This is a genomic window from Ruegeria sp. AK4 (assembly GCF_056541025.1).
On record NZ_JBQFXS010000023.1, the window covers coordinates 24,772 to 46,398 of the forward strand.

Annotated in this window: 23 protein-coding genes and 1 tRNA gene; 7 read left to right on the forward strand and 17 right to left on the reverse strand. The window is 60.8% G+C overall.

Annotated features, from left to right (window positions below; all coding sequences use genetic code 11):
- Positions 1 to 37: 37 nt before the first annotated feature.
- Positions 38 to 931, reverse strand: a complete 894-nt coding sequence (locus ACR0EZ_RS22465; protein ID WP_480617031.1) for an AraC family transcriptional regulator — start codon at positions 929 to 931, stop codon at positions 38 to 40.
- 167 nt (positions 932 to 1,098) lie between these two features.
- Here ACR0EZ_RS22465 and ACR0EZ_RS22470 point away from each other — a divergent pair, with 167 nt between their 5' ends.
- Complete coding sequence (locus tag ACR0EZ_RS22470) at positions 1,099 to 2,049, forward strand: SDR family oxidoreductase (RefSeq protein WP_480617032.1); 951 nt, start codon at positions 1,099 to 1,101, stop codon at positions 2,047 to 2,049.
- Between the two features lie 218 nt (positions 2,050 to 2,267).
- Here ACR0EZ_RS22470 and ACR0EZ_RS22475 read toward each other — a convergent pair whose 3' ends face one another.
- Positions 2,268 to 3,146 (reverse strand): LysR substrate-binding domain-containing protein, encoded by an 879-nt coding sequence (locus tag ACR0EZ_RS22475; RefSeq protein ID WP_480617033.1) that lies wholly within the window; start codon positions 3,144 to 3,146, stop codon positions 2,268 to 2,270.
- 117 nt (positions 3,147 to 3,263) lie between these two features.
- Between ACR0EZ_RS22475 and ACR0EZ_RS22480 the strand changes: the two genes are divergently transcribed.
- Both ACR0EZ_RS22480 and ACR0EZ_RS22485 read left to right on the forward strand, forming a co-directional pair.
- Entirely contained in the window at positions 3,264 to 4,013 is a 750-nt protein-coding gene (locus ACR0EZ_RS22480; RefSeq protein WP_480617034.1) for an SDR family oxidoreductase, read from the forward strand.
- Between the two features lie 17 nt (positions 4,014 to 4,030).
- Positions 4,031 to 4,438: an ectoine synthase gene (locus ACR0EZ_RS22485; RefSeq protein ID WP_480617035.1), complete on the forward strand. Its 408-nt coding sequence runs from the start codon at positions 4,031 to 4,033 to the stop codon at positions 4,436 to 4,438.
- 9 nt (positions 4,439 to 4,447) lie between these two features.
- Here ACR0EZ_RS22485 and ACR0EZ_RS22490 read toward each other — a convergent pair whose 3' ends face one another.
- A complete protein-coding gene (locus ACR0EZ_RS22490) occupies positions 4,448 to 5,416 on the reverse strand; it encodes a hypothetical protein (RefSeq protein ID WP_480617036.1) in 969 nt (322 codons plus the stop codon).
- 116 nt (positions 5,417 to 5,532) lie between these two features.
- Complete coding sequence (locus tag ACR0EZ_RS22495) at positions 5,533 to 5,946, reverse strand: hypothetical protein (protein WP_480617037.1); 414 nt, start codon at positions 5,944 to 5,946, stop codon at positions 5,533 to 5,535.
- Positions 5,947 to 6,193: 247 nt separating this feature from the next.
- On the opposite strand from ACR0EZ_RS22495, the gene htpX reads away from it, so the two are divergent.
- Positions 6,194 to 7,093, forward strand: a complete 900-nt coding sequence (gene htpX, locus ACR0EZ_RS22500; RefSeq protein ID WP_480617038.1) for a zinc metalloprotease HtpX — start codon at positions 6,194 to 6,196, stop codon at positions 7,091 to 7,093.
- 169 nt (positions 7,094 to 7,262) lie between these two features.
- Here htpX and ACR0EZ_RS22505 read toward each other — a convergent pair whose 3' ends face one another.
- From ACR0EZ_RS22505 to ACR0EZ_RS22520, 4 genes are all read right to left on the reverse strand, one after another.
- Entirely contained in the window at positions 7,263 to 8,003 is a 741-nt protein-coding gene (locus tag ACR0EZ_RS22505) for an aspartate/glutamate racemase family protein (protein ID WP_480617039.1), read from the reverse strand.
- A gap of 35 nt (positions 8,004 to 8,038) precedes the next feature.
- Entirely contained in the window at positions 8,039 to 9,277 is a 1,239-nt protein-coding gene (locus ACR0EZ_RS22510) for an NAD(P)/FAD-dependent oxidoreductase (RefSeq protein ID WP_480617040.1), read from the reverse strand.
- A gap of 4 nt (positions 9,278 to 9,281) precedes the next feature.
- Positions 9,282 to 11,495 (reverse strand): TRAP transporter permease, encoded by a 2,214-nt coding sequence (locus ACR0EZ_RS22515; protein WP_480617041.1) that lies wholly within the window; start codon positions 11,493 to 11,495, stop codon positions 9,282 to 9,284.
- Positions 11,496 to 11,575: 80 nt separating this feature from the next.
- The gene (locus ACR0EZ_RS22520) at positions 11,576 to 12,583 is read right to left on the reverse strand and encodes a TAXI family TRAP transporter solute-binding subunit (protein WP_480617042.1); all 1,008 of its coding nucleotides are present in this window, start codon (positions 12,581 to 12,583) and stop codon (positions 11,576 to 11,578) included.
- A 121-nt stretch (positions 12,584 to 12,704) separates the two neighbouring features.
- Between ACR0EZ_RS22520 and ACR0EZ_RS22525 the strand changes: the two genes are divergently transcribed.
- Positions 12,705 to 13,646, forward strand: coding sequence for a LysR family transcriptional regulator (locus ACR0EZ_RS22525; RefSeq protein ID WP_480617043.1), 942 nt, complete (start codon positions 12,705 to 12,707; stop codon positions 13,644 to 13,646).
- Positions 13,647 to 13,698: 52 nt separating this feature from the next.
- Here the strand turns inward: ACR0EZ_RS22525 and ACR0EZ_RS22530 are convergent, their stop codons facing one another.
- Both ACR0EZ_RS22530 and ACR0EZ_RS22535 read right to left on the reverse strand, forming a co-directional pair.
- Complete coding sequence (locus tag ACR0EZ_RS22530) at positions 13,699 to 13,995, reverse strand: antibiotic biosynthesis monooxygenase family protein (RefSeq protein WP_480617044.1); 297 nt, start codon at positions 13,993 to 13,995, stop codon at positions 13,699 to 13,701.
- Between the two features lie 102 nt (positions 13,996 to 14,097).
- On the reverse strand, positions 14,098 to 14,556 hold the full coding sequence (locus tag ACR0EZ_RS22535; RefSeq protein ID WP_480617045.1) for an Lrp/AsnC family transcriptional regulator: 459 nt from the start codon (positions 14,554 to 14,556) through the stop codon (positions 14,098 to 14,100).
- A 119-nt stretch (positions 14,557 to 14,675) separates the two neighbouring features.
- Between ACR0EZ_RS22535 and ACR0EZ_RS22540 the strand changes: the two genes are divergently transcribed.
- Positions 14,676 to 15,476, forward strand: a complete 801-nt coding sequence (locus ACR0EZ_RS22540; protein WP_480617046.1) for a phenylalanine 4-monooxygenase — start codon at positions 14,676 to 14,678, stop codon at positions 15,474 to 15,476.
- Positions 15,477 to 15,491: 15 nt separating this feature from the next.
- On the opposite strand, the gene ACR0EZ_RS22545 is transcribed toward ACR0EZ_RS22540, so the two are convergent.
- From ACR0EZ_RS22545 to ACR0EZ_RS22565, 5 genes are all read right to left on the reverse strand, one after another.
- A complete protein-coding gene (locus ACR0EZ_RS22545; RefSeq protein ID WP_480617047.1) occupies positions 15,492 to 16,022 on the reverse strand; it encodes an N-acetyltransferase family protein in 531 nt (176 codons plus the stop codon).
- Positions 16,019 to 16,573 carry a helix-turn-helix domain-containing protein gene (locus ACR0EZ_RS22550; RefSeq protein WP_480617048.1) on the reverse strand — a complete coding sequence of 185 codons (555 nt, stop codon included), beginning with the start codon at positions 16,571 to 16,573 and terminating at the stop codon, positions 16,019 to 16,021. Before ACR0EZ_RS22550 ends, ACR0EZ_RS22545 begins: the two co-directional genes overlap by 4 nt.
- Before the next feature lie 122 nt (positions 16,574 to 16,695).
- Entirely contained in the window at positions 16,696 to 17,712 is a 1,017-nt protein-coding gene (locus ACR0EZ_RS22555; RefSeq protein ID WP_480617049.1) for a Fe(3+) ABC transporter substrate-binding protein, read from the reverse strand.
- A 274-nt stretch (positions 17,713 to 17,986) separates the two neighbouring features.
- Positions 17,987 to 18,112: a type B 50S ribosomal protein L36 gene (gene ykgO / locus ACR0EZ_RS22560; RefSeq protein WP_008755722.1), complete on the reverse strand. Its 126-nt coding sequence runs from the start codon at positions 18,110 to 18,112 to the stop codon at positions 17,987 to 17,989.
- A 91-nt stretch (positions 18,113 to 18,203) separates the two neighbouring features.
- Positions 18,204 to 18,278 (reverse strand) — tRNA-Val (locus ACR0EZ_RS22565).
- 147 nt (positions 18,279 to 18,425) lie between these two features.
- Here ACR0EZ_RS22565 and ACR0EZ_RS22570 point away from each other — a divergent pair.
- Entirely contained in the window at positions 18,426 to 19,286 is an 861-nt protein-coding gene (locus ACR0EZ_RS22570) for an N-formylglutamate amidohydrolase (protein WP_480617050.1), read from the forward strand.
- 2 nt (positions 19,287 to 19,288) lie between these two features.
- On the opposite strand, the gene ACR0EZ_RS22575 is transcribed toward ACR0EZ_RS22570, so the two are convergent.
- Together ACR0EZ_RS22575 and pyrF are read right to left on the reverse strand one after the other, a co-directional pair.
- Positions 19,289 to 20,542: a DNA polymerase IV gene (locus ACR0EZ_RS22575; RefSeq protein WP_480617059.1), complete on the reverse strand. Its 1,254-nt coding sequence runs from the start codon at positions 20,540 to 20,542 to the stop codon at positions 19,289 to 19,291.
- A 344-nt stretch (positions 20,543 to 20,886) separates the two neighbouring features.
- The gene (gene pyrF / locus ACR0EZ_RS22580; protein ID WP_480617051.1) at positions 20,887 to 21,591 is read right to left on the reverse strand and encodes an orotidine-5'-phosphate decarboxylase; all 705 of its coding nucleotides are present in this window, start codon (positions 21,589 to 21,591) and stop codon (positions 20,887 to 20,889) included.
- Positions 21,592 to 21,627: the final 36 nt, after the last annotated feature.

Consider the following 21,627-nt stretch of genomic DNA (forward strand, 5'->3'; position numbering starts at 1 on the left):
GGCTGCCTCCCGTCGCCCTTTTTATCCAGATTACCCCTCAGGCAACGCTTATCGGAGCTTGCTGAGCACTGCCCCAATGTCTCGGCGAGGTTCCGTACATGCGTTTGAACTCTCGGCTGAACTGCGACGGGCTGGCATATCCGACATCCATCGCGGCTTCGTTCACCGTCATCCCGCCTGCGATCTTCATCGCGGCGTTGTTCAGGCGCATGCATTTCACGAATTGGATCGGGGCCATTGTTGTGGCTTCCTTGAACTTTCGGTGAAAGACGGCCCGGCTCATGCCCGCCCGGCTTGCCATGTCATCGATCGAGACCGGAGCCCCGAGATTTGACGACACATGCGCAATGGACCGCGAAATGGCGTTTCCGGCCCCAAAGGCGCGCCGTGCAAAGACACCTGCGTCGCCCTTCAGGATCGCATAGAACAACTCCCGCAACCGTGCCTCGCCCAGAACCGCAGCATCTGTCTGGCTGTCCCCAAGCTGCAGGATGCGCAGAAGCGCGTCTGTGAAACCCTGATCCCATCGCGCGAGGCTGATCCCGTGATCTAGCAAGCTGCCCCTAGCCGCCGGAAGAACACTTCCGGCATTTTCCATCTCCATGGCCAGCGCGGTCATCACGCGCTGGTCCAATGTGATCAGAACGCCGTAAAGCGGTGTTTCAGGCGACGCAGCGGGGCTTCCGGCCTTGACCGGCATCGACATCGGGCAGCACAGGTATTGCCTGTCGTCGTAGACATATCTGTGACCGTCCAGAACCACTTCCTTGGACCCGCCGACGATGGCCACAACGCAGGGTTCATAGACAGCCGGAACGCACGGAATTGCCTGCGTGGCCCGAAACAGGCGCACGCCCGGGACACCGGTCTCGGTCAGGCCGTCCGTATCGGTCCGCGCCGCGATAATACGTCTGATCTCGTCCTTGCTCATACCCCTGACCTAGAGGGTCCGGGTCCGCCTTGGCAACCAGCTTGATACAATCAGGCAAGTAATCGAGATGATTTCGCCTGTTTTAGCGCGGCTCTGAGAGCTATCTGCAACCCTGGGACAAGAAACATGCCGCCCGGTATTGCACCGACGCGCGATGGAGCAAGACAATGCCAGACACAACATTCGGACCAGAAGGTTGGACGCCACAGCGTCTCGGGGACCTCACGGACAAGACCTACCTCATCACTGGTGCCAACGCAGGTACAGGTTTTCAGGCCGCGCGGACGCTGCTGAGCAAGGGGGCGAACGTGGTGATGCTGAACCGTTCCGCCGACAAGTCCCGGTCCGCCGTTGCCGAATTGAAGGAAGAATTTGGCAACACCGCCGATGTGAGCTTCGTTCGCATGGACCTTGCATCGCTCGCCAGCGTGCGCGAGGCGGCAGCGGACGTCCTGAAAACCGTCCCGCGCATTGACGCCATGATCTGCAACGCCGCCATCGCGCAGGTGCCAAAACAGATTCTGACCGAGGACGGCTTTGAAAGCATGCTGGGTACGAACCATTACGGGCACTTCCTGCTCTGCGGTCTGCTGTTCAAGCGGATCGAGGCATCGAAAGGACGGATCGTGGCCGTCAGCAGCCTTGGGTACAACATGGGCATCAAGACCATCCAGTTCGACGATATGAACTGGGACAAGAACTATCACCAGAACCGGACCTATTCACAAAGCAAGCTGGCGCAGATGATGTTTGCCTATGAATTGCAGGATCGGTTGGCGGCAGCGGGGCGGACGGATGTCGCGGTATTTGTCTGTCACCCGGGTTCGTCCCGGACGTCGCTCATCAAAACGAGCGGTAACCTTGCGACGCGGATCATGTTCGGCCTCATGTCCCTGTCGCCAATAGTGCAATCCGCCGAGAAAGGATCGTGGCCCGAAGTGATGTGCGCGACCGAAGACGGGCTGACGCAGCGGGCGCTTTACGGTCCAACGGGCCGCATGGAATTCGTCGGACCCGTCGGCAAGGGCACCCTGCATCCCCACGCCTACGACAAGCCCGTCATGCAGAGGCTTTGGGACGTTTCAGAAGATGCGACAGGGTTCAGTTGGGAACTTTGATCGCACTCGGCTCGATGCTTCCGCCGCTGATCAATCCCATGGGCGGACACAGAAACATCTCGCAACGTCTAAAACTCTGCTGACGTTCGACCGGTTGGTGGTTCGCACTCCGAAAAGGGCAGTTGCCTGCAAGTTCTTGAAGCGTGGGATGCGAACCAAGCTGACATCTGCAGCGCGTGAACGAATAACCGCTTTCGCGAGGCTTCGAGTCCGACAGGTCAAATCGACATCAGCCACTTCCTGAAAATTCTCACCGTGACCCGCTCCTGATCGCCGGGTCGGCAGACGAAGTAGAGCCCGCGATCCAATGGGATAGTACTGTCATCCAGACGGATCAGCCGGCCAAGTTTCAGGTCCCTCTCTGCCAGCAGATGTCTTGCCAATGCCACGCCTTGCCCGTCTATCGCGGCCTCCAACAGCACGGCGCTGTCTACATATTTGATGCTCTGCGCATTGATCCGATCCGCGCTCAGCCCGACCTGCGCGGCCCAGCTTTCCCACCCGACGTTGAAGGCATCGTGCAGCAATGGCAGAGCCGCGACATCCTCGGCCCGCATGGGGGCCCGTGTGTTTTCAACAAGCGACGGGGCGGCAACGACAACCAGTTCTTCTTGCCGTATCTGCTCATGATACAGCCCGTCCCAGCCGGGTTCCCCGAACCGCAGCGCGACATCGACCTCGGAGGTTTGGAAATCCGCAAAGGCATCGTTTGTGTCCAGCAGCAACGCGATACCGGGATGGGCCTGCTGAAACGAACTGAGCAGCGGCACAAACCATTTGAGCGCCAGCGATGTCGACAAAGACACGGTAAGGGACTGGCGGTGATGAAGCCGCTTCACCTCCATGACGCCCAGTTGCAAGGCTGAAAACGCCCCGCGTGTGGATTGATACAGGCGTTCCCCGGCTTTGGTTAGTTCGACACCATTGGGGCGGCGATGAAACAGCGTCACGCCCAGATGCAGTTCCAGCAGCTTGATTTGCCGACTGATCGCCCCGTGGGTGACGTTCAGCACATCCGCAGCCTTTGTCAGGCTGGACTGGGTCGCGGTTTCGTCGAACGCCTGAAGGGCGCGAAGATGTCTGAGGTTTTCTGCCATGTGAGAAAACCTAGCAGCGCTGTCCCAAAAACTCGATAGCTCTGCTTTGTTCCGGGCAGCTAGACTGAGCGCATCTCAATAAACCTGCCACATCGCCCGCCAGAGAAAGGACATACCATGCCCGACACCAAAGTTGCGCTGATGACGGGGACAGGACAAGGCATAGGCCGGGGCTGCGCAATTGAAATGGCGAAAGCTGGCTACAAGGTCTCGCTGATGTCGCCCTCCAATCGTTCGGTCGAACTCGCCGAAGAACTTGGCGGCATCGGCCGCCGCGGCTCGGTTCTGGATGTCGATGACTTGCAGGCGATGATCGACGACACCATGAGCAGGTATGGACGGATCGATGCGATCGTCAGCAATATGGGCCACGGCGGATCAGTGCCAGAGGCCATCAAGACCGTCGGTTTCGATCCTGATTTCGACGGGCCGCTTTTGGAACTCAGCGACGCGTTGTGGCACGAAAGTCTGGACATGTATGTGCTGAACGTTGTCAAGATTGCCCGCATCGTCACGCCCATCCTGATTGAACAGGGTGGCGGGGCTTTCGTGAACATCTCGTCCATGAATGCGGTCGAACCCCGCGCGCCCTATCCGATGAGCATGCTGCGCGGTGCCTTGCACAGTTTTTCGAAGCTCTACGGGGACCGCTATGCGCGGCATAACATCCGCATGAACAATCTGCTGCCCGGCTTCTGCGAAAACGTGAACCTGTCCGAACGGGCGCGTCGGGAAATCCCCGCTCAGCGGCCCGCAGCCTTCGAAGAAATCGGACAGGCCTGCGTGTTTCTTGCCAGCGATGGCGCGCGGTATATCAACGGTCAGAGTATATTGTCCGATGGCGGGATGAACCGCGCGGTGCGATAGAATCGAGGCGGTGAAACATGATTGTTAAGGCACTCACAGACATTCTTGGCACAGATCGAGACGTTTCAGGTCCGGGGTGGAAAAGCAGGCGGTTGTTGCTGGCCTCGGATGGCATGGGGTTTACGCTGACGGATACGATCATCAAAAAGGGTGCCGTGCTCGAGCTGGAATACACCCATCACCTGGAGGCGTGTTATTGTATCGAGGGCCGGGGTCAGATCAGGGCCTCTGATGAGGAAACCTGGCATCCCCTTGAGCCCTTCACCCTTTATGCACTGGATCAGCATGAGCGGCATGTGGTGCAAGCCACAGATGCCGACCTGAGGCTTGTCTGCGTCTTCACCCCACCGCTCAGCGGGCGTGAAATGCACCGCCCAGACGGCAGCTATTCGCCGTCGAATGCTGATGACTCAGGCGATGTCTGAGCAAGCCGGTCACTTACAGATCGGCAACACCAGCGGAGGTTGTTTCGGCAGCGACTGCCGCCATTGGTTGATGACCGGCTGCAATTTGCTTTTTGGCCAGAACTTGGGCGCGCCGATGGCCTGCAGGCAGGCCGCATTCCAGTAAAGCCCGGCGCGTGACAGCGACTTTCCCTTTTTCACAGCCTTGGCCACCGCATTGATGTCTTTGGATTCCGGATAGATATACAGCGTCGTCGGCTTCCCCTCGACCATCGCCAGGATGTCTTTGGACGCCGATTGCGACCATGTGGTGCATCCGTTGCTACGGCCGCCGGTGTAGTTCACCAGTTTCCCGTAAGGAACATAGCCTTCGGCATCGGCATGCGGGCTTTGCGGGTTCTTGAAGCGGCATTGCCACTTGAGGAACACGGCGGGGTGGCCGCCAATGGCCCGCTCCCGCGCATTGCTGGTTTCGCCCTCGCCATCGAACAGCAGGAAGGTCCGGTAGAACGGTGTCCGTTTGCCCGATTGGCTGTAGTAGCCTTTGAACGAGGTGCGGGATTCTGCGGTCACGTATGACCCGCCCGCCGTCAGTTTCGACCCTTCGGCGTTGCTGAAATTCTTTGCACATTGGCGACCGTTCGAGAAATTCGCCTGCCGCAGTTTGCGCCCGTTGCCGTAGCCGGAGGAAACGGCCCGGAAGAGTTTTTGAGATTCGCAAATGACGTAAAACCGCCGCCCCGGATTGCCACCGGGTGAGGTGCTGGGGCGTGTGGCATCCTTGGCAAGGTAACAGGGGTTTCTGACCGCACCCTGACGGCGTTTTTCCTGATAAAGCGCCCGCGCCCGTTGCAGAACCACCGGCGCGATCTGGCCGTCACCGGTTCCCACATGTTTCTGCAGCCAGGCGGGAATGCCGGACGACAGGGCATGTGCCGAGGTTGACGAGACTGCGACAGCCAAAACGGCGGCGGCAAGGCGGAGCGGCTTGGTCAGCAACGGGAAAACTCCTGCTAGAATGTCCTCGGGTCCAAACTAGCACAGATTGTTCGCCGCAGGGGGTCAATCCTTGGATGATGTCACGGACTGTGGCCGCAAATCCTATACGCCTGGGTTCAGAATATCTCGCAAGCCTGTCCGGCAACCTTGATCACGCGGTCATCACCGGCCTTGATGCACTGCGCCGGTACCGCACCGCCCAGTTCTTTCTTGGGCGAGGTCATCCAGAAGGCGCGCTGCCACGGTGTCATGCCGCGCGGCAGGGCCCGCAGCACCTTTTCCATCAGCGGCAGGGGCGTGCCATCCTCGGCGAATTGAAAGGACGGGTAGGCGTCAGTGCCTTGATAAGGCAGCGAAAGTATCTTTCCGGTCCGTTTCCAGATATCGCCGATCCGCGTCAGATGCCACGCACCGCCTTTCCACTGCGCGTGCACGGCGCTGTCATCCAGCAAAGGATACGTCCGCGCGAAATCGTCTTTCTGGGTGTTTCTTACGGCGTCACTCCGCCCTTCGATTTTCGACAAATACATCAAAGAACTCACACTTTTCACTCACCACGGCTCAAGCATACTACCGCAAAGCGATTCTTGCCAAAGTGAAACACTTCACACTGTTTCAACAGAATGAGCGCGTGGCCGAGGTTTTTTGTCGACAGACCCTGAGACTGCGCCGGGCGCACGCTTCCCGGTATTGTCACGGATCGGGGCAATACCTACCTCAATCGCAACGCGTTCACGGCGTTTCTGCCAAGGGGCGCATCCTGAGGGTTTGCAACAGATGGGTTACACGAAAACGGCAATGCTGATGGCCGCCATGACGGGTTTGTTCATGGGGCTGGGATATCTTCTGGCCGGGTCCGGCGGCATGGTGCTGGCTCTGGTCTTTGCTGCGGGCATGAACGTGTTCACCTGGTGGAACTCGGACAAGATGGTGCTGCGCATGCACAATGCGCAACCTGTTCCAAGCGGGGATCGTCTGGGCCTGTCGCAGATGGTGCAGGATCTTGCGCGCAATGCCGGCATGCCGACGCCTGCTGTGTATCTGCTGGACACCCCGCAGCCGAACGCATTTGCAACCGGGCGCAATCCGAACAATGCCGCCGTTGCCGTGACCTCGGGCCTGATCCGGACTCTGTCGCGAGAGGAGCTGGCAGGCGTCGTGGCCCACGAGCTTGCGCATATCAAGAACCACGACACCGCGATCATGACCGTTACCGCGACTTTTGCGGGCGCGATCACGATGCTGGCGAATTTCGCGCTGTTCTTTGGCGGGCGCAGGGACAACGGGATTGGCCTGATCGGGACCATCGCGCTGATGATCCTGGCCCCGCTGGCTGCGGGCCTTGTGCAGATGGCGATCAGCCGGACGCGGGAATACGCAGCCGACCGGCTGGGAGCCCAGATTTGCGGCCAGCCGCTGGCGCTTGCCTCCGCACTGGAGCGGATTCAACAGGGCGCGGCCCGCATCGACAACGACGCGGCCGAGCGGAACCCGGCCACGGCGCATATGTTCATCATCAACCCCCTGCATGCGCATACGCGCGACAAGCTGTTTTCGACACACCCATCGACAGCGAACCGGATAGCCGCCCTGCGCAAGCTGGCGGGGCAGGGGAATGCGCCCCGTCCGCCCAAACCGGAAAGACCCCGGCGGCCCGGCAGCGGGCCTTGGGGGTAGTGCCTGTTACTGCTCGCGTGAAACCTGCAATTCGCCCTGATACCCGAACAAGGCGGGCCGCCCGCTGGTTAGCATCAAGACCAGCTTTTGATCGGATGTAATGCGCTTTGCGCCCAGAATTGTCGCCAGCAGCCCATTGCCCGAGGCGTCGGTCCCATATTCGGGACATTCACTCCCAGGGCATGATCCCGGAATAGGGAGCGCGCGTGGTCACGGTATGCGCCATCTGCGCCAGCGTTGTCAGATCGAAGACCGGCAGCTTTAGTGCCTGCTGAATTTGCGCGGCGTAGGGCGGCAAGTCGGTGCATTCCAGAACGATCGACCGTACGTCCGGCGCATCGCGTTTCAGGTCTTGGGCGGCTTGCAGAACCTCGGCCTCGATCAGGTCGGTGTCCATTCGGGTGCGGGTGTTGCGTAGGATGACCTCGGCGAATTCATGCGTGGCTTCCAGCCCTTTAACCGCCACTGGAATACCCGCCGCGCCCACACCTTGGAAATGGCGCGGGGTCAGGGCCGAGGCGTCTGCTGTCAGGACCCCGACTGGCGCGCTGGCCCCCGTCATGTGATAGGCCAGCGGCACCTGAATCAGGCTTGACGCGAAAACAGGCACGGAAACGGCGGCGGCCAGTTCCCGCTGAAACAGGGCCAGAAAGCCGCAACTGCCGGTGATCGACCTAACGCCTTCGGCCTCGAGCCGTTGCGCGCCTTTGATGAAGGGGTCCAGCAGGTCGGGGCTCGGGTTGTTCAGCAGTGTCGGAACGGTGACGCCGTCGATCATCTCATAAAGCACGGGGAAGGACAGGCCCGAGGGGTTCTTGATATGCCCCGGGGGTTTCGGAAAATAGCTTTCAAGGCACAAAACCCCAATGGATGCCCCGCAGATATTCTGCCCGCCTTGGTAAATCGGCATAAGCTCAGGTCCTTTCGATGATCGTGCGCGGCCCGTCAGAACCGGGCCAGAGAATAGGGCGTCAGGTCGATGTTGAGGCGGCGGTCCGAGACCAGATCGGCCACAAGCTCGCCGGTTTTCGGGGCCATCATCAGCCCGTAATGCGAATGCCCGAAGGCGCCGAACAGGCCCGGTTTTCCGTTGACCTGTCCAATCGCGGGCAGGCTGTCGGGAAAGGAGGGACGCCGCCCCATCCAGAACCGCGTCTGGCTGGTATCGAGGTCGGGCAGCATCGCCTTTGCCTGATCCGTCAGGATCGCCTGCTTGCGCGGATCGGCGGGCGCGTCGATGCTGGCAAACTCGGCTGTGCCCGCGACCCGCAGACCACCTTGCATCGAGCTTGCGACAACCTTGGCATCCACATCCATCACCGAATTGTTCAGGCAGGCCGACGGGTTTGGAAACTCAACATGGTATCCCCGTTCGGCCACCAGCGGAACGGACAGCCCCAGCGGTTTCAGAAGGTCGGCGGACCAGACGCCGGCGGACAGAACGACCGTGTTCGCGTGCAAGGTCTTGGTGGGGGTTTGCAGATGCCAGCCTTCACCATCGGCGCTGTTCAGCCCTGTGACCTCGGTCTTCAGGAACTCGGCCCCCTGCTGTCGGGCCTTTTCGGCCAGAACCGCCCCGACACGTCCGGGCGATGTGATCCGGGCCTGGCCTTTGATCAGAATGGCGGCCTTGTAATCCCGGCTCAGCGCGGGCTCGATGCGGCGCAGGTCTTCGCCGTCGATACGTTCCAGCTGACCGCCTTTCTCGGTCCGGATCAGGTAATCCAGGCCCTCCAGATTGGCCTGTTCGGGGCGGCGGAAGGCGTGGATGTAGTTGCTGTCGACAATCAGGTCTTTATGGCCGGTGCCCTGCAGATGCATGCGGTACAGCTCGATTGACGGGCGGCAAAGCAGTTCCATCGCGTCCGACACCTCGCGCACGGTCTTTTCGCCCGCATTCGCAAGGAACCGCATGCCCCACGGGATCATTCTGGGCCAGAAGGACATCCGGACCGACAAGGCGCCTTTGGGGTCCAGCAGCATGTGTGGCAGTTTCTTCCAGATCCCCGGCGTCGACTGGGGGACAATCGACCAGGGCGACACCACCCCTGCATTGCCAAAGGATGTCTCCTGCCCCGGCTCGCCCCGGTCGATCAGCCGAACCCGGATGCCCCGGTCCTGCAGCGACAGGGCGCAGCAGAGGCCGACAATCCCCGCGCCGATGATTGTGACCTGCTCTGCCATCGGGTCAGGCCGCGGAATGGCTGCGGCTGCGCGCGATCAGTTGCGTCACGATCACCGGAGAGGCCACGGCCAGCGCAATCAGATCGGCAGTCAGGGAGGGGGCGACAAAGATCACCCCGGCGATCGCCATCAGGATGCGCGACACAATGTTCAGAGGTTGCAGCCAGTAACCCACCACAGCCGCCGACAGGGCGATCACCCCAGCGATGCAGCTGGATGCGGTATAGGTGAACTCCCACAGATTGAACCCGGTCGAGGACACGAACAGCAGAACCGGCGCGTAGACAAATGCCATCGGTGCGATGACTTTCCCCAGCCCGAGGGTGAAGGCCGACAGGCCGGTTCGGAACGGGTTCGAATTGGCAATCGCCGCCGCCGCATAGGCCGAGGTACAGACCGGCGGCGTAATCTCGGACACCACGCCATAGTACAAAACGAACAGGTGGCTTGCGATGGGCGGCACGCCCAGTTGCGCCAGCGCGGGCTGCGCCACCGAGACCAGCATGATGTAAAGCGCCGTTGTCGGGATGCCCGCGCCCATCAGTATGCAGACCACCGCGATGAAGACCAGCGAGATGAACAGTTGCAGGTCTTCCATCGCAAACAGTTGGAAGCTGCCGAACGAGATCATGTTGTACAGGTCCGAGGCCAGATTGCCCGCCCCCTGCGTCACCATGAACCCGATGCGGAAGCCGATGCCGGTGGTGTTGATCACACCGACCACGATGCCCACGGCCGCCGCCGCCGCACCCACGGCCAGCGAGTATTTCACGCCCAGCTCGACCGCCTGCAGCATCTCGGGCACTTCGATGCGTTTCTGCGGGTTGAGCGTGGCGATGACGGACAGCGCGCACAGGATCGCGGTCATGGTCAGATCGAAGCCGCCATCCGAGAATTTCCACAGCACAAAGGCCAAGAACGCCGCCGCATAGATCAGGGTCGGCGGTTGCTTGATCCGCGACATGCCCGCGATGACGGCCAGAGAGATGCCGCAAAAGGCCGACATGAACGGCGTGTAGCCGGAAAACAGCACCACCAGCAGGCCGATCAGCGGGACAACATTGGCCCAGCCCTCGGCCCAGACCGCTTTCAGTTGCGGCAACTGCTCTTTCGCCAGCCCCTGCAGGTTCAGCTTGCGCGCCATCAGGTGCACGACGGCGAAGACGCCGACATAATGCAGGATCGCTGGGAAGATCGCGGCGATCACGATAGTGGTGTAGGGCACCTCAAGGAATTCAGCCATGATGAAGGCTGCGGCCCCCATGATCGGCGGGGTGATCTGGCCGCCGGCGGAGGATGCAGCCTCGACCCCGCCTGCGAAATGGCCGGGATAGCCCAGACGTTTCATATTCGGAATGGTCAGCGCCCCGGTGGAGACGGTGTTGGCAACCGACGAGCCCGAGATGGTTCCGAAAAAGGCCGAGGATACGACGGACACTTTTGCAGGTCCGCCGGTGTAGCGCCCGGCCAGAATGGTTGCGTTGTCGATGAACAATTGTCCCAGGCCGGTGCGCTGGGCAATCACGCCGAATAAGACGAAGTGGAACACGATGGTCGAAACGACCCACAGCGTAACGCCATAGATGCCTTCCTGCGGGAAATACATCGACGAGACGAAGGTTTTGAAATTCACGCCCGGGTGCTGCAGCAAGCCGGGGAAATAAGGGCCCAGCAAGGCATAAGACATGAACACGCAGATGATCAGCGGCAGCACCCATCCCAGCGTGCGGCGCGCGATGTCCAGCACCAGCAGGATGATGACAACGCCCAGAGCCACGTCATAGCTGTTGGGATTGCCCATGCGGAAGGTCTGTTCCTCGATGCCCAGCAACGGGATGCCGCGCCAGGCAACGCCGACATAAAGTGCGGCGACAATGCCAAGCGCCATGAAAACCAGATCGTAAATCGGGATGTTCCCGACCCGAAACCGGCTGACCTTGAGCGCATAGAGGTTCTTGGACCCCACAATCGGGATCGTCGCGTAGACTAGAATGAACAGCAGGGCCAGATAGATGCCCATATGCCAATGGTCCGCGGGCAGGCCGAAACCCGCCGTGAAAAACTCGTAGAACGCAAAGATCAGGGCCACGACCCGCAGGACCTTGCCCGCCGTCGGCGTGACCTGCCGGACGGCGGCACCTTCGTCGAACTGTTCCTCGATGGCGGCCAGTTCCTCGGCCGTCAGTTCGTGGTCATCAAGTTTTTGGGTCTCGGACATGATGGCCCCCTGAGATCGCGCGTTTGGACAGTCCGGTGCCCTTGTCGGGGCACCGGACGGCTTGTTTCAGCAGGTTCGGGTTACTGCAGCAGACCGGCTTCTTTATAGAACTTCTCGGCCCCTGGATGCAGCGGCACGCCCAGGGCCTGAACCCCGTCCAGCGCCGTGTCGGGCGTGATCTGCTTACCCTTGGCATGGCCATTGTCCAGCAGCTTGCGGGTGTTGTCGTTCCACAGGGCCTTGGTCATCTGGTAAACCAAGTCTTCGGACAGGTCCGAGGACACCACCAGCATCGCGCTGACCGCAGGTGTCTTGGTCTCAGAGTCGATGCCTTCGTACACGCCACCCGGAATGGTCGAGGGGATATAGGCCGGAATGATCTCGTTGATCTTGGCCATATCTTCATCCGTGAAGGAATGCAGGTTCATCCCCTTGGTCGAGGACAGTTGCACCATCGCGGCCACCGGCCAGCCCGCCGCATAGAAATAGGCGTCCAGCTGACCGTCGGCCAGGCGCTCGGCGCTTTGGCTGTTGTTCAACTCGGCCTCATCCATGTTGTCGCGATTGACGCCCCAGGCATCCAGCATCTGCAGCACGGCCACTTGTGTGCCGGACCCGGCCTGCGCGATGCCCACGCGCTTGCCTTCCAGATCGCTCAGGTCATTGATCGTCTCGCCCGCCGGAAGCACCAGATGCAGGTCTTCGGGGAACAGGTTGGCGACAATGCGCAGCTTGGGATGGGGTTTGCCGTCGAATTTACCCTCGCCCAGATACATCGAGCGGGTGACGTCAGCCGCCGCAAGCCCGGCTTCCAATTCGCCATTCTGCACGGCAGCGTTGTTGAAGACCGAGGCGGTCGTGGATTGCGCAATCGCGATCAGACCGGGCACACCGCACTGGCCGCCCTCGTCACAGGGGCGCGATCCCGGAGGGGCCGAAATACCGTTGGCGATGGTCCCGCCGATCGGAAAATAAGTGCCGCCCGCGCCGCCGGTGCCGATGCGGAAAAAGGTCGGGTCCTGCGCCAGCGCCGGCGCTGCAATCGCGCCAGCCAAGGCCAGACCGGTCAGACATTTCACAAGTTTCATCACAATCTCCCAGGTTTGGATTCGGTTTTCCCGAATTTCGATCCTGTCAGCGTAGACGCAATTTTCATAAATACAAATTTGTTATATTTCACAATACTAAGGTTTAGCTTATATATCCGGAATGAATCTGACGCAGCTCACCGTATTTCGCGAGGTGATGGAGACGGGCTCCATCTCTCAGACCGCCAGAAAGCTGAACCGCACCCAGCCCGCGATCAGCCTGGCGCTGAAAAATCTTGAAAAAAGCCTTGGCCTGACCTTGTTCGAACGGCGCGGGCGCAGGCTGGTCCCGGTGCCCGAGGCCCATTACCTGCTGGCCGAAACCACCGGCATTCTCGAACGGCTGTCGACCATTTCCAGCACCATGGAGGGGCTGATCAAGGGAACGTCCGGCAGCCTGAACATCGCCACCATGCCGGGCCCCTCGGCCTTTCTGTTTCCGCGCTTCATCAGCGGATCGGTCGGCGAAAACCCCGAGGTCCGTATCACCTTATCGACACGCAGCTCGCCTCAGATCATGGAGCTTGCGGGCAGCCAGAACATCGATTTCGGATTTGCCGACTTCGAACATCCCACCGGCAAGCAGCCTCAGTTTTCAGCCGAGATCATCAGCGCGGATTGCTTTTGCGCCATCGGCCGGGACCACGGCTTTGCCGCCCGCGCCTTCATAACGCTCGCGGATCTGGACGGGGTCCCGATGGGCGGGCTGCATGCCACCCACCCGTTCCAGCGCAAGGTCCGGCAGGAGTTCCAGACGGCCTCGGCCACGTATAATCCGACCGTCACCTGCCAGTATTTTCTGCCGCTGATCCCGTTCATCAGTTCCGGCCAATGTTGCTCCATTGTCGACCCGCTGACCGTTGCGACCGAGCGCGAGATGAACCTGTCCGACGGGAAAATCCTGTTCGTGCCGCTGCAGGCGCCCCTGCGCTATGAATATGCCATTCTGACCCCCACGCACCGGCCGCCGTCGCAATTGTCGCTGAGGATACAGGCCGGCTGGAAAGCCGAAGTCATACAGAAGCTGAACGAGGTGAAAGCCAACCCCCGGACCGAGGCCTAGGGTCGCGTGATCAGGTTGTTGCAGCCCGAACGGCCCGGGCCTTATCCCGGCCTCAGGTTTCGACCAGATCGTAATGCCGGATGATGCGCGAATCGACCAGTTCCGCTTCGGCCGGATCGATATGCGGGGTCGTGTAATCCTCGCCCACAAAGGCTTTCAGGGCGTCAAGATCGCGCCAGACCATGACGAAACTGAATTCGCGCGGGCTTTCCGTCCGGGCTGCGCCGGGCAGGACCGAGACAATCCCGTCCGTTTGGGTCATCAGCGGAATGGCTGTTTCGTGAAAGAATTTCGCAAACTCGGCTTCCTTGCCGGGGCGCGTGACGACCTGAAAAATCCGCATAATCATACCGATACCTCCCAAGTTGGGGGTTTCCTGGCCTATGCCGTGCCTCGGTCGTTTCGAAAACCTGTACCACATCGGGGCCCGGCTGTCGCCTTCGGGCGCGGGTCAGAGGATGGGCAACGGCCCCCGCGTCTTGGTCTGGCGCAGCACGAAATTGCTGCGTGTGTCACGCACCAGCCCGGATTTCAGCAGCCGCTGCATGATGAACACTTCAAGGTCTTCCGGCGTTTTGGCATAGACCTTGAGGATAAAGTCATGATCCCCGGTGATCGAGGCGCATTCGACAATCTGCGGCTCGGTTTCGACCAGCCGCAGGAAGTCCGCGATGCTGTCCTCCTGATGATCCCGCAGCGCGACATGCACATAGGCGATGGCATTCAGCCCCACCGCCTTGGCCGCCACCTGCGCGCGGTAGCCCGAGACAACGCCCGACGCCTCAAGATCGCGGACCCGCCGCCAGCATTGCGAGGCCGAGAGCCCGGTTTTTTCGGCCAGGTCCTGCATGGACAGACGACCGTTGATCTGTAATTCGCGCAGGATGGCTATATCGGCAGGTTGAAGCATATGTTTCGCTTTCCGAACAAAACCAAAATGAATTTGTCAAAATAGACCAAAATCACCTGGAATCAAAACAAATCCACCGCACCCGAACAGGTATCCTGTTAGCAAGCCGGAGGAGAGCTATGCCCAAATCGACCAAATACGTTGCCAAAGTGGCCGATGAACGGGGTCACATCGACTATACCGCCGACGAAGATCGCGTCTGGGCCGATCTTTACGCCGCGCAGGAAGGTAACGTGCAGCGCTACATGGCGCGCGAATATACCGACGGGCTGGCGCGGCTGGAATTGCCGAAGACCAAGGTGCCGTCCTGCGCCGACATTTCCGAGCGTCTGCTGGACCTGACCGGCTGGCGCGTGCAGCCGGTGCCCGCGCTGATCGGGTTCAAGACCTTTTTCGGCATGTTGGCGGACCGGGTGTTCCCGGCGGCCTCCTTCATCCGCTCGCGCGAGGATTTCGACTACATCGAAGAGCCAGACATCTTTCACGAGATTTTCGGACACACGCCGCTGCTGAGCGATAAGCGCTTTGCCGCGTTCAGCCATGCCATCGGAAAGGCAGGCGTTCAGGCGGATGCGAGTGACTATGCCTGGCTGATCCGGCTCTACTGGTTTTCCATCGAATTCGGGCTGCGCCGTCAGGACGGCAAGATCAAGGCGCTGGGCTCCGGGCTGGCCTCTTCCCCGACCGAGCTTGTCTATGCTGTCACCAGCGACATTCCCGACCGGGACCCGTTCGATATCCTGACCATTCTGCGCACGCCGTACCGGATCGACATGCATCAGATGGGGTATTTCGTCCTCGACGACCCCGAGGATCTGTTTGCCGCCGCCGAGCGCGATTTGCTTGCGGATGTGCGGCAGGCCCGTGCGATGGGGTTGCTGCCGAACAAATTTCCCGAAAAGGTCACCGCCGCCGAGTAACGTCTGCGTTTCGCGTCAGACCGCCGATTCGGCAAGGTTTTTGTACATATAGGTAGTCGGCTCCAGCCCGTCTTCGAATGGGTTGCGGCAGTAATCCGGGATTTCCCCGGCGATCTGGAACCCAAGGCTCTGGTACAGAATGCGCGACGGATCGCTGCTGCGGGTATCCAGAACCAGAACGGTGCGCCCCAATTCCGATGCACGATCGGTCAGGGCAGTCATCAGCGCCCGCCCAAGCCCGCGCCGCCGGGCCTGCGGATGCACCAACAACTTGGCCACATCCGCCCGATGCGGCTGGTTCGGCATCGGGGCCGGGATCAACTGGACGGTGCCCTGAATGCGCCCCGCGTCATAGAGGACAAACAGGTCCAGCGCGCCTGTGGCCACGCCGGGCCGGACTCGGTTCTGCCAATAGGCGCGGGCATCGTCGGGCGAAAAGGGCAGGATGAAGCCAATGCTGGCCCCGGTGTGAACGCAGGCGTGCAGAATTTCGGTCAGGTCATCCAACGCGCTGTCGAAATAAGCGTCGGTCAGCCGGGTGATCATACCAGCACCAGAATGTAGCGCGCACCGCGCGCGGGGCCGGTTTCAAACCGGGTCGGACCCGACAGGTGATAGCGCAGGCAATCGCCGCCGTTCAGCACATGTGCGGTGCCGTCGACCGTCTGGGTCAACGCACCATCCAGAACGATCAGGTGATGTTCCTGCCCCGGTTTGGGTGGCGTTTCATAGGTGATCACCGTGTCGCGGGGCAGGTGGCATTCCAGAACCTCTCCGTTCAGGCCGGGGGCAGGGGGCGACACGGCGCGGCGGGTAAAGCCGGTCTCGGGGTCGCGCCATTCGGCCTGACGTTCAAAGGGCACTTTGGGGTCGAAACTGTCCTCGACCATCATCAGCAGGCGCGACATCGGCAGGCCGTAGGCGGCGCACAACCTACCGAGGCTTTCGGCGGTCGGGCTGACGTCACCCTTCTCCATCCGCGACAGCGTCGCCCGGCTGATGCCGCTGTGTTCGGCCAGTTGGTCCAGCGACCAGTTGTGCCCCAGACGGAGGTCCTTCAGGCGAGTGGCGAGGCGGTCAGAGAGGGCATCAAGCATGTATCAAATATGAGATTTTCTTTCGTTTACGAGAATAGTATTCGCCAAACATTAATTCTACGCAACGAAAAAGGGGTGCGAACCAGCATCGCACCCCTGAACTGCCCGATATTTCAGCAGGGTTATTTCCAGCCAACCTCGTTAAAGATTTTCTGCGCCTCGGGGATGTTCTTGGCCACCTCGGACAGGTTGACCTCATCCGCTTTGAACTCGCCCAGAGCCTTCACCGACTCGGCCAGTTCAACGCCTTCGACCGCGGGGAACTCGTCATTGCCAGCCGAGAAATACTGCTGCGCCTGATCGCCGGAGAGATACTCCAGGAACAGGATCGCGTTTTCCTTGTTCGGCGCATGTGCCGCAACGCCGCCGCCCGACAGGTTCATATGCGCGCCATAGCTGTCCTGGTTGGGGAACACCCAGCCGATCATGTCACGGTCTGCCGACAGACCCTTGACGTCTTTGCGGATCGAACGGGCGAAGTAATAGGTGTTCGACACGGCGATGTCGCATTCCCCCGAAACGATGCCGCGCAGCTGGTCGGTGTCGCCGCCCTGCGGGTCACGGGCCATGTTGGCGACGATGCCTTCGGCCCAGCCCTTGGCCGCATCCGCGCCCTCATGGGTGATGATCGAGGCCAGCAGGGTCTGGTTGTAGACGTTGCTGGACGACCGGATGCAGATCAGCCCCTGATACTCCGGCTTGGCGAGATCGGCATAGGTGGCGGGCGGGTTGGTGACCTTGTTCTTGTTGTAGAAGATGATCCGCCCGCGCTGCGAGAAGCCGAACCATTGATTGTCGGTGTCCTGCAAGTTGGCCGGAACGCGCTCTTCCAGAACGGCGCTGTCGATGGTTTGCAGCACACCGGCCTCTTTGGCGCGGGCCAGTCGCGAGGTGTCGACCGTCAGCATCACATCCGCCGGAGAGTTCGCGCCCTCGGCCTCCATCCGGGCGATCAGCTCATCGGCTTTGCCCTCGATCCGGTTGATCTTGATGCCTGTAGCCTCTTCAAAATCCGAATACAGACGCTCATCCGTGTCGTAGTGGCGCGAGGAATACAGGTTCAGTTCGCCCTCGGCGGCGGCAGAGGTGGCAATCAGCGCCGTCAGGGCGGCGGCAACGCAGGTAGAGGATTTCAGCATCTTTTTGTCCCAACATTGAAGTGCGTGGCGGGTTATAACCCGACTGATTTGGTCAATTAAACGATTCTGCGGGGGATGCAAGGATTTCCGACCAATTTAGTTGGTCAAATGGTCGCTATCGCGAGAAACGACGGTTTCTTGAAAAGAAACCGTCCCTGAAACTTTGAAAGTTTCAGGCGGGACAGGCTGATGGTCGGTGCATGGCTCATCCCGTCCGCCAACAAAAAAACCGCACCCGAAGGCGCGGTTCTTTCAATTCGGTATTGTGCAGTTCTTAGCCCTGACGAGCCTTGAACTTGCGCTGCGTCTTGTTGATCACGTAGACGCGGCCTTTGCGACGCACAATCCGGCAATCACGGTGCCGGTTCTTGAGCGAGCGGAGCGAGTTCTTGACCTTCATTGGTCTGTCTCCAATCTGCGGCGCCTTCATCAAAGACGTGGCCAGCGCCTGGGTTAGCGGGTGCCCCGGAAAACCCGGAACAGTGAAACGATGGTGGGCGGTACAAGGATCGAACTTGTGACCCCTTCGATGTCAACGAAGTGCTCTACCGCTGAGCTAACCGCCCACGAACCTTTGCGTGCCCTGCCCCATAACGAAATGGGGCGCGGATACCCGCGCCGGTAGCGGGGTCTATAAAAGGAGTCGCAAAGGGGTTCAAGGGGTTTGGAAGAACTATTTTCCGGTCTATGTTAGCTGCGAACACGGAGTAATCATGCAGAACGCAGCCTACACACTGGATATGCCCGAAAACCGCAGCTCATGCGCGGTTTTTTCTTCGCCGCATAGCGGGCGCGACTATCCTGAGGCCTTTCTGAAGCGTTCGGTGCTGAATCCTAATGTGATTCGATCCTCGGAAGATGCGTTTGTCGATCAGCTTTTCGCGCCTGCCGCCGATTGCGGCGCGCCGCTGATCAAGGCCGCGATGCCGCGCGCCTATCTGGACCTCAACCGCAGCGCCGATGAGCTTGACCCGGCGCTGATCAGCGGCGCGCGCAGGCATGGGCACAATCCGCGCGTCGCCTCGGGGCTGGGGGTGATTCCGCGGGTGGTGGCAAATGGGCGCGCGATTTATCGCGGCAAGCTGACCATGGACGAGGCGCGCTTGCGCATCGACACCCATTGGCGGCCCTACCACGCGCGCCTGAAATCCCTGCTGGCGGAATCGCACGAGAAATTCGGGCAGGCGATTCTGGTCGATTGCCATTCGATGCCGCATGAGGCCGTGGCGATGGCCAGCGCCGCGCATAGCAAGCGGCCCGAGATCGTGCTGGGTGACCGGTTCGGCGCATCCGCCTCGGCCGAGATTGTCGAGCGGATCGAATCGGCCTTTGCCTCGGCGGGTCTGGCCGTCGCGCGGAATGCGCCCTTTGCCGGGGCTTATGTCACGCAGACCTATGGGCGTCCGGGGCGGCATCAGCATGCGGTTCAGATCGAGATCGATCGGGCCTTGTACATGGACGAGGAAAAGATCACGCCGAATGCCAACTTCATGGCCTTTGCCAATGTGCTGCGGCAGGTGATCGCCGAGATATCCGCCATCGGTGCAGAGCCGGCGCAATTGGCCGCTGAATAAGTTCAGCGCAGCGCCCGCCCCTTCACGATCGCATCGGTTCCGAATTTCCTGCGAATCTCGTCCGTCGCCCGCTCGGCTTGTGACCGTCGCGCCGCACCCGGGTCCAGCAAATCGCCCGAGATATCGGCCTGATCTTCCGGGCACAGATCGGACAACCCGCAGCCCAGCAGGCGATAGGGTCCCTGATCGCCAACCTGATCGAACAATGCGCGTGCGGTCCGGTAAATCCGGTCGGCGATCTGGGTCGCGTCGCGCAGGGACACGCGCCGGGTCAGGATCTTGTGGTTAGCTTTCTTCAGCTTCAGCGTGACAACCCGCCCCGCCAGCCCCTTGGCCTTGGCGCGGTCCGAGACTTTCAGGGCCATGCGCCACAGGTGCCCGTCCAGAATCTCGGTGCTCGAGGTGTCTTCGAAAAACGTCATCTCATTGCTGATCGACTTCATCGGTTCGTGGGCCGAGACGCGGCGCTTGTCCTGTCCGCGGGCCAGATGCCACAGGCGGTAGCCCATCGATCCGAACCGGGCGGTCAGCGCTTCCTGATCCCAGCGCAGCAGGTCTGAAAATGTGCGGATGCCAGCTCGGTCCAGCGACTCCTGCGCCGCCGGGCCAATACCCCAGATCAGCCGCACCGGTTTGTCATGCAGAAACGCGGCGGTTTCGGCCTTGCCGATCACCGAAAACCCGCGCGGTTTGTCGAGGTCCGAGGCGACCTTGGCCAGAAACTTGTTGTGGCTCAGGCCGATGGACCCGGTCAGGCCCAGTTCGTCTTTCATCCGCTTGACCAGCCGCGCCAGCATCACCGCAGGCGGCGCGCCGTGCAGGCGTTGCGTGCCCGACAGGTCCATGAACGCCTCGTCCAGCGACAGGGGTTCAACGTCTGGGGTCAGCTCATCCATCATCGCGCGGATTTCGCGCGAGACCTTGGCATAGACCGACATGCGCGGTTTGATCACCACCGCCTCGGGGCACAACTGCAGGGCCTTGAACATCGGCATGGCCGAGCGCACGCCCCTGATCCGCGCTACGTAACAGGCGGTGGATACGACGCCACGCTTGCCGCCGCCGATGATCACCGGCTTGTCCGCCAGATCGGGGTTGTCGCGCTTTTCGACCGAGGCGTAGAACGCGTCGCAATCCATATGCGCAATGGACAGGTCGAACAGTTCGGGATGCGCCAGCACGCGCGGGCTGCCGCAGGACGGGCAGCGCCGCTCATCGTTCAGCGAAGTCAGGCAATCTCGGCACAGACCGGGCATTTGCGTCCACATGCGCAGGGTTCGGGAAACTTCTTATAGCACCCTTTGCGGGTGATCACAGGCCCGTCAGCCGCGCCGGATGTTCCGAAAGAAGACCCCCCGCAACAGGGCGGGGGGAGGTAACGAACCTCAGGAAGAGACGGTTCGTTGGGGAGTGTCTCATCCCCAGAATCGCGCAAAATGCGTGAATGCGATAGCGTGAACACAGCCCATACCTAATGCGGGTTTTGAATGTGTGTTTTCAGGCACAGGGGCAATTTGGCGCGGTGGGCGTGAAAATTGACGTAACGTCAAGAGTTTGCCGCCCGTTCTTGGGCAAATACGTGCTGATTCCCCTGTGCCGTTTAGTGGCGTGTCAAAGAATTTAACTCGTTCAGAACAGCCTCGGCAGCGGCTTTGGGATCGTCTGCCTGATAGATCGGGCGGCCCACAACGATGTGATCGGCCCCGTCGCCGATGGCGCTGGCGGGGGTGGCGACGCGTTTCTGATCGCCCAATGCCGCACCCGCAGGGCGCACGCCGGGGGTCACGATCAGCCGGCCTTCGGCCTGGGGCAGGGCGCGGATCAGGGCGGCCTCTTGCGGGCTGGCGATGACGCCGTCCGCCCCGGCCTCCAACGCGCGGACGGCGCGTTCGACCACCAGATCCTGCACGTCGCCGTATTTCAGCAGGCCGGCATCCAGATCGTCGCGGTTAAGCGAGGTCAGGATCGTCACCGCGAGAATTTTCAGGTCCTTGCCCGAAGCCCCTTCCTTGGCCGCCCGCACCACATGCGGGTCGCCATGCACGGTCAGGAAATCCAGATCGAACTGCGCCAGCCCGCGTACGGCGTTTTCGACCGTGTTGCCGATGTCGAACAGCTTCATGTCCAGAAAGATGCGCTTGCCGTGGTCCTGCTTCAGCTCATTGGCCAAAGCCAGCCCGCCACCGGTCAGCATGCCCAGCCCGATCTTGTAAAACGAGACACTGTCGCCCAGCCGTTCGGCCATGGCCAGCCCCTGCAGGGCGTTCGGGACATCGAGGGCTACGATCAGGCGGTCATCGGACATGGGGTGCGCTCCGTTTTTTTGGCAAACGTCTGCGTC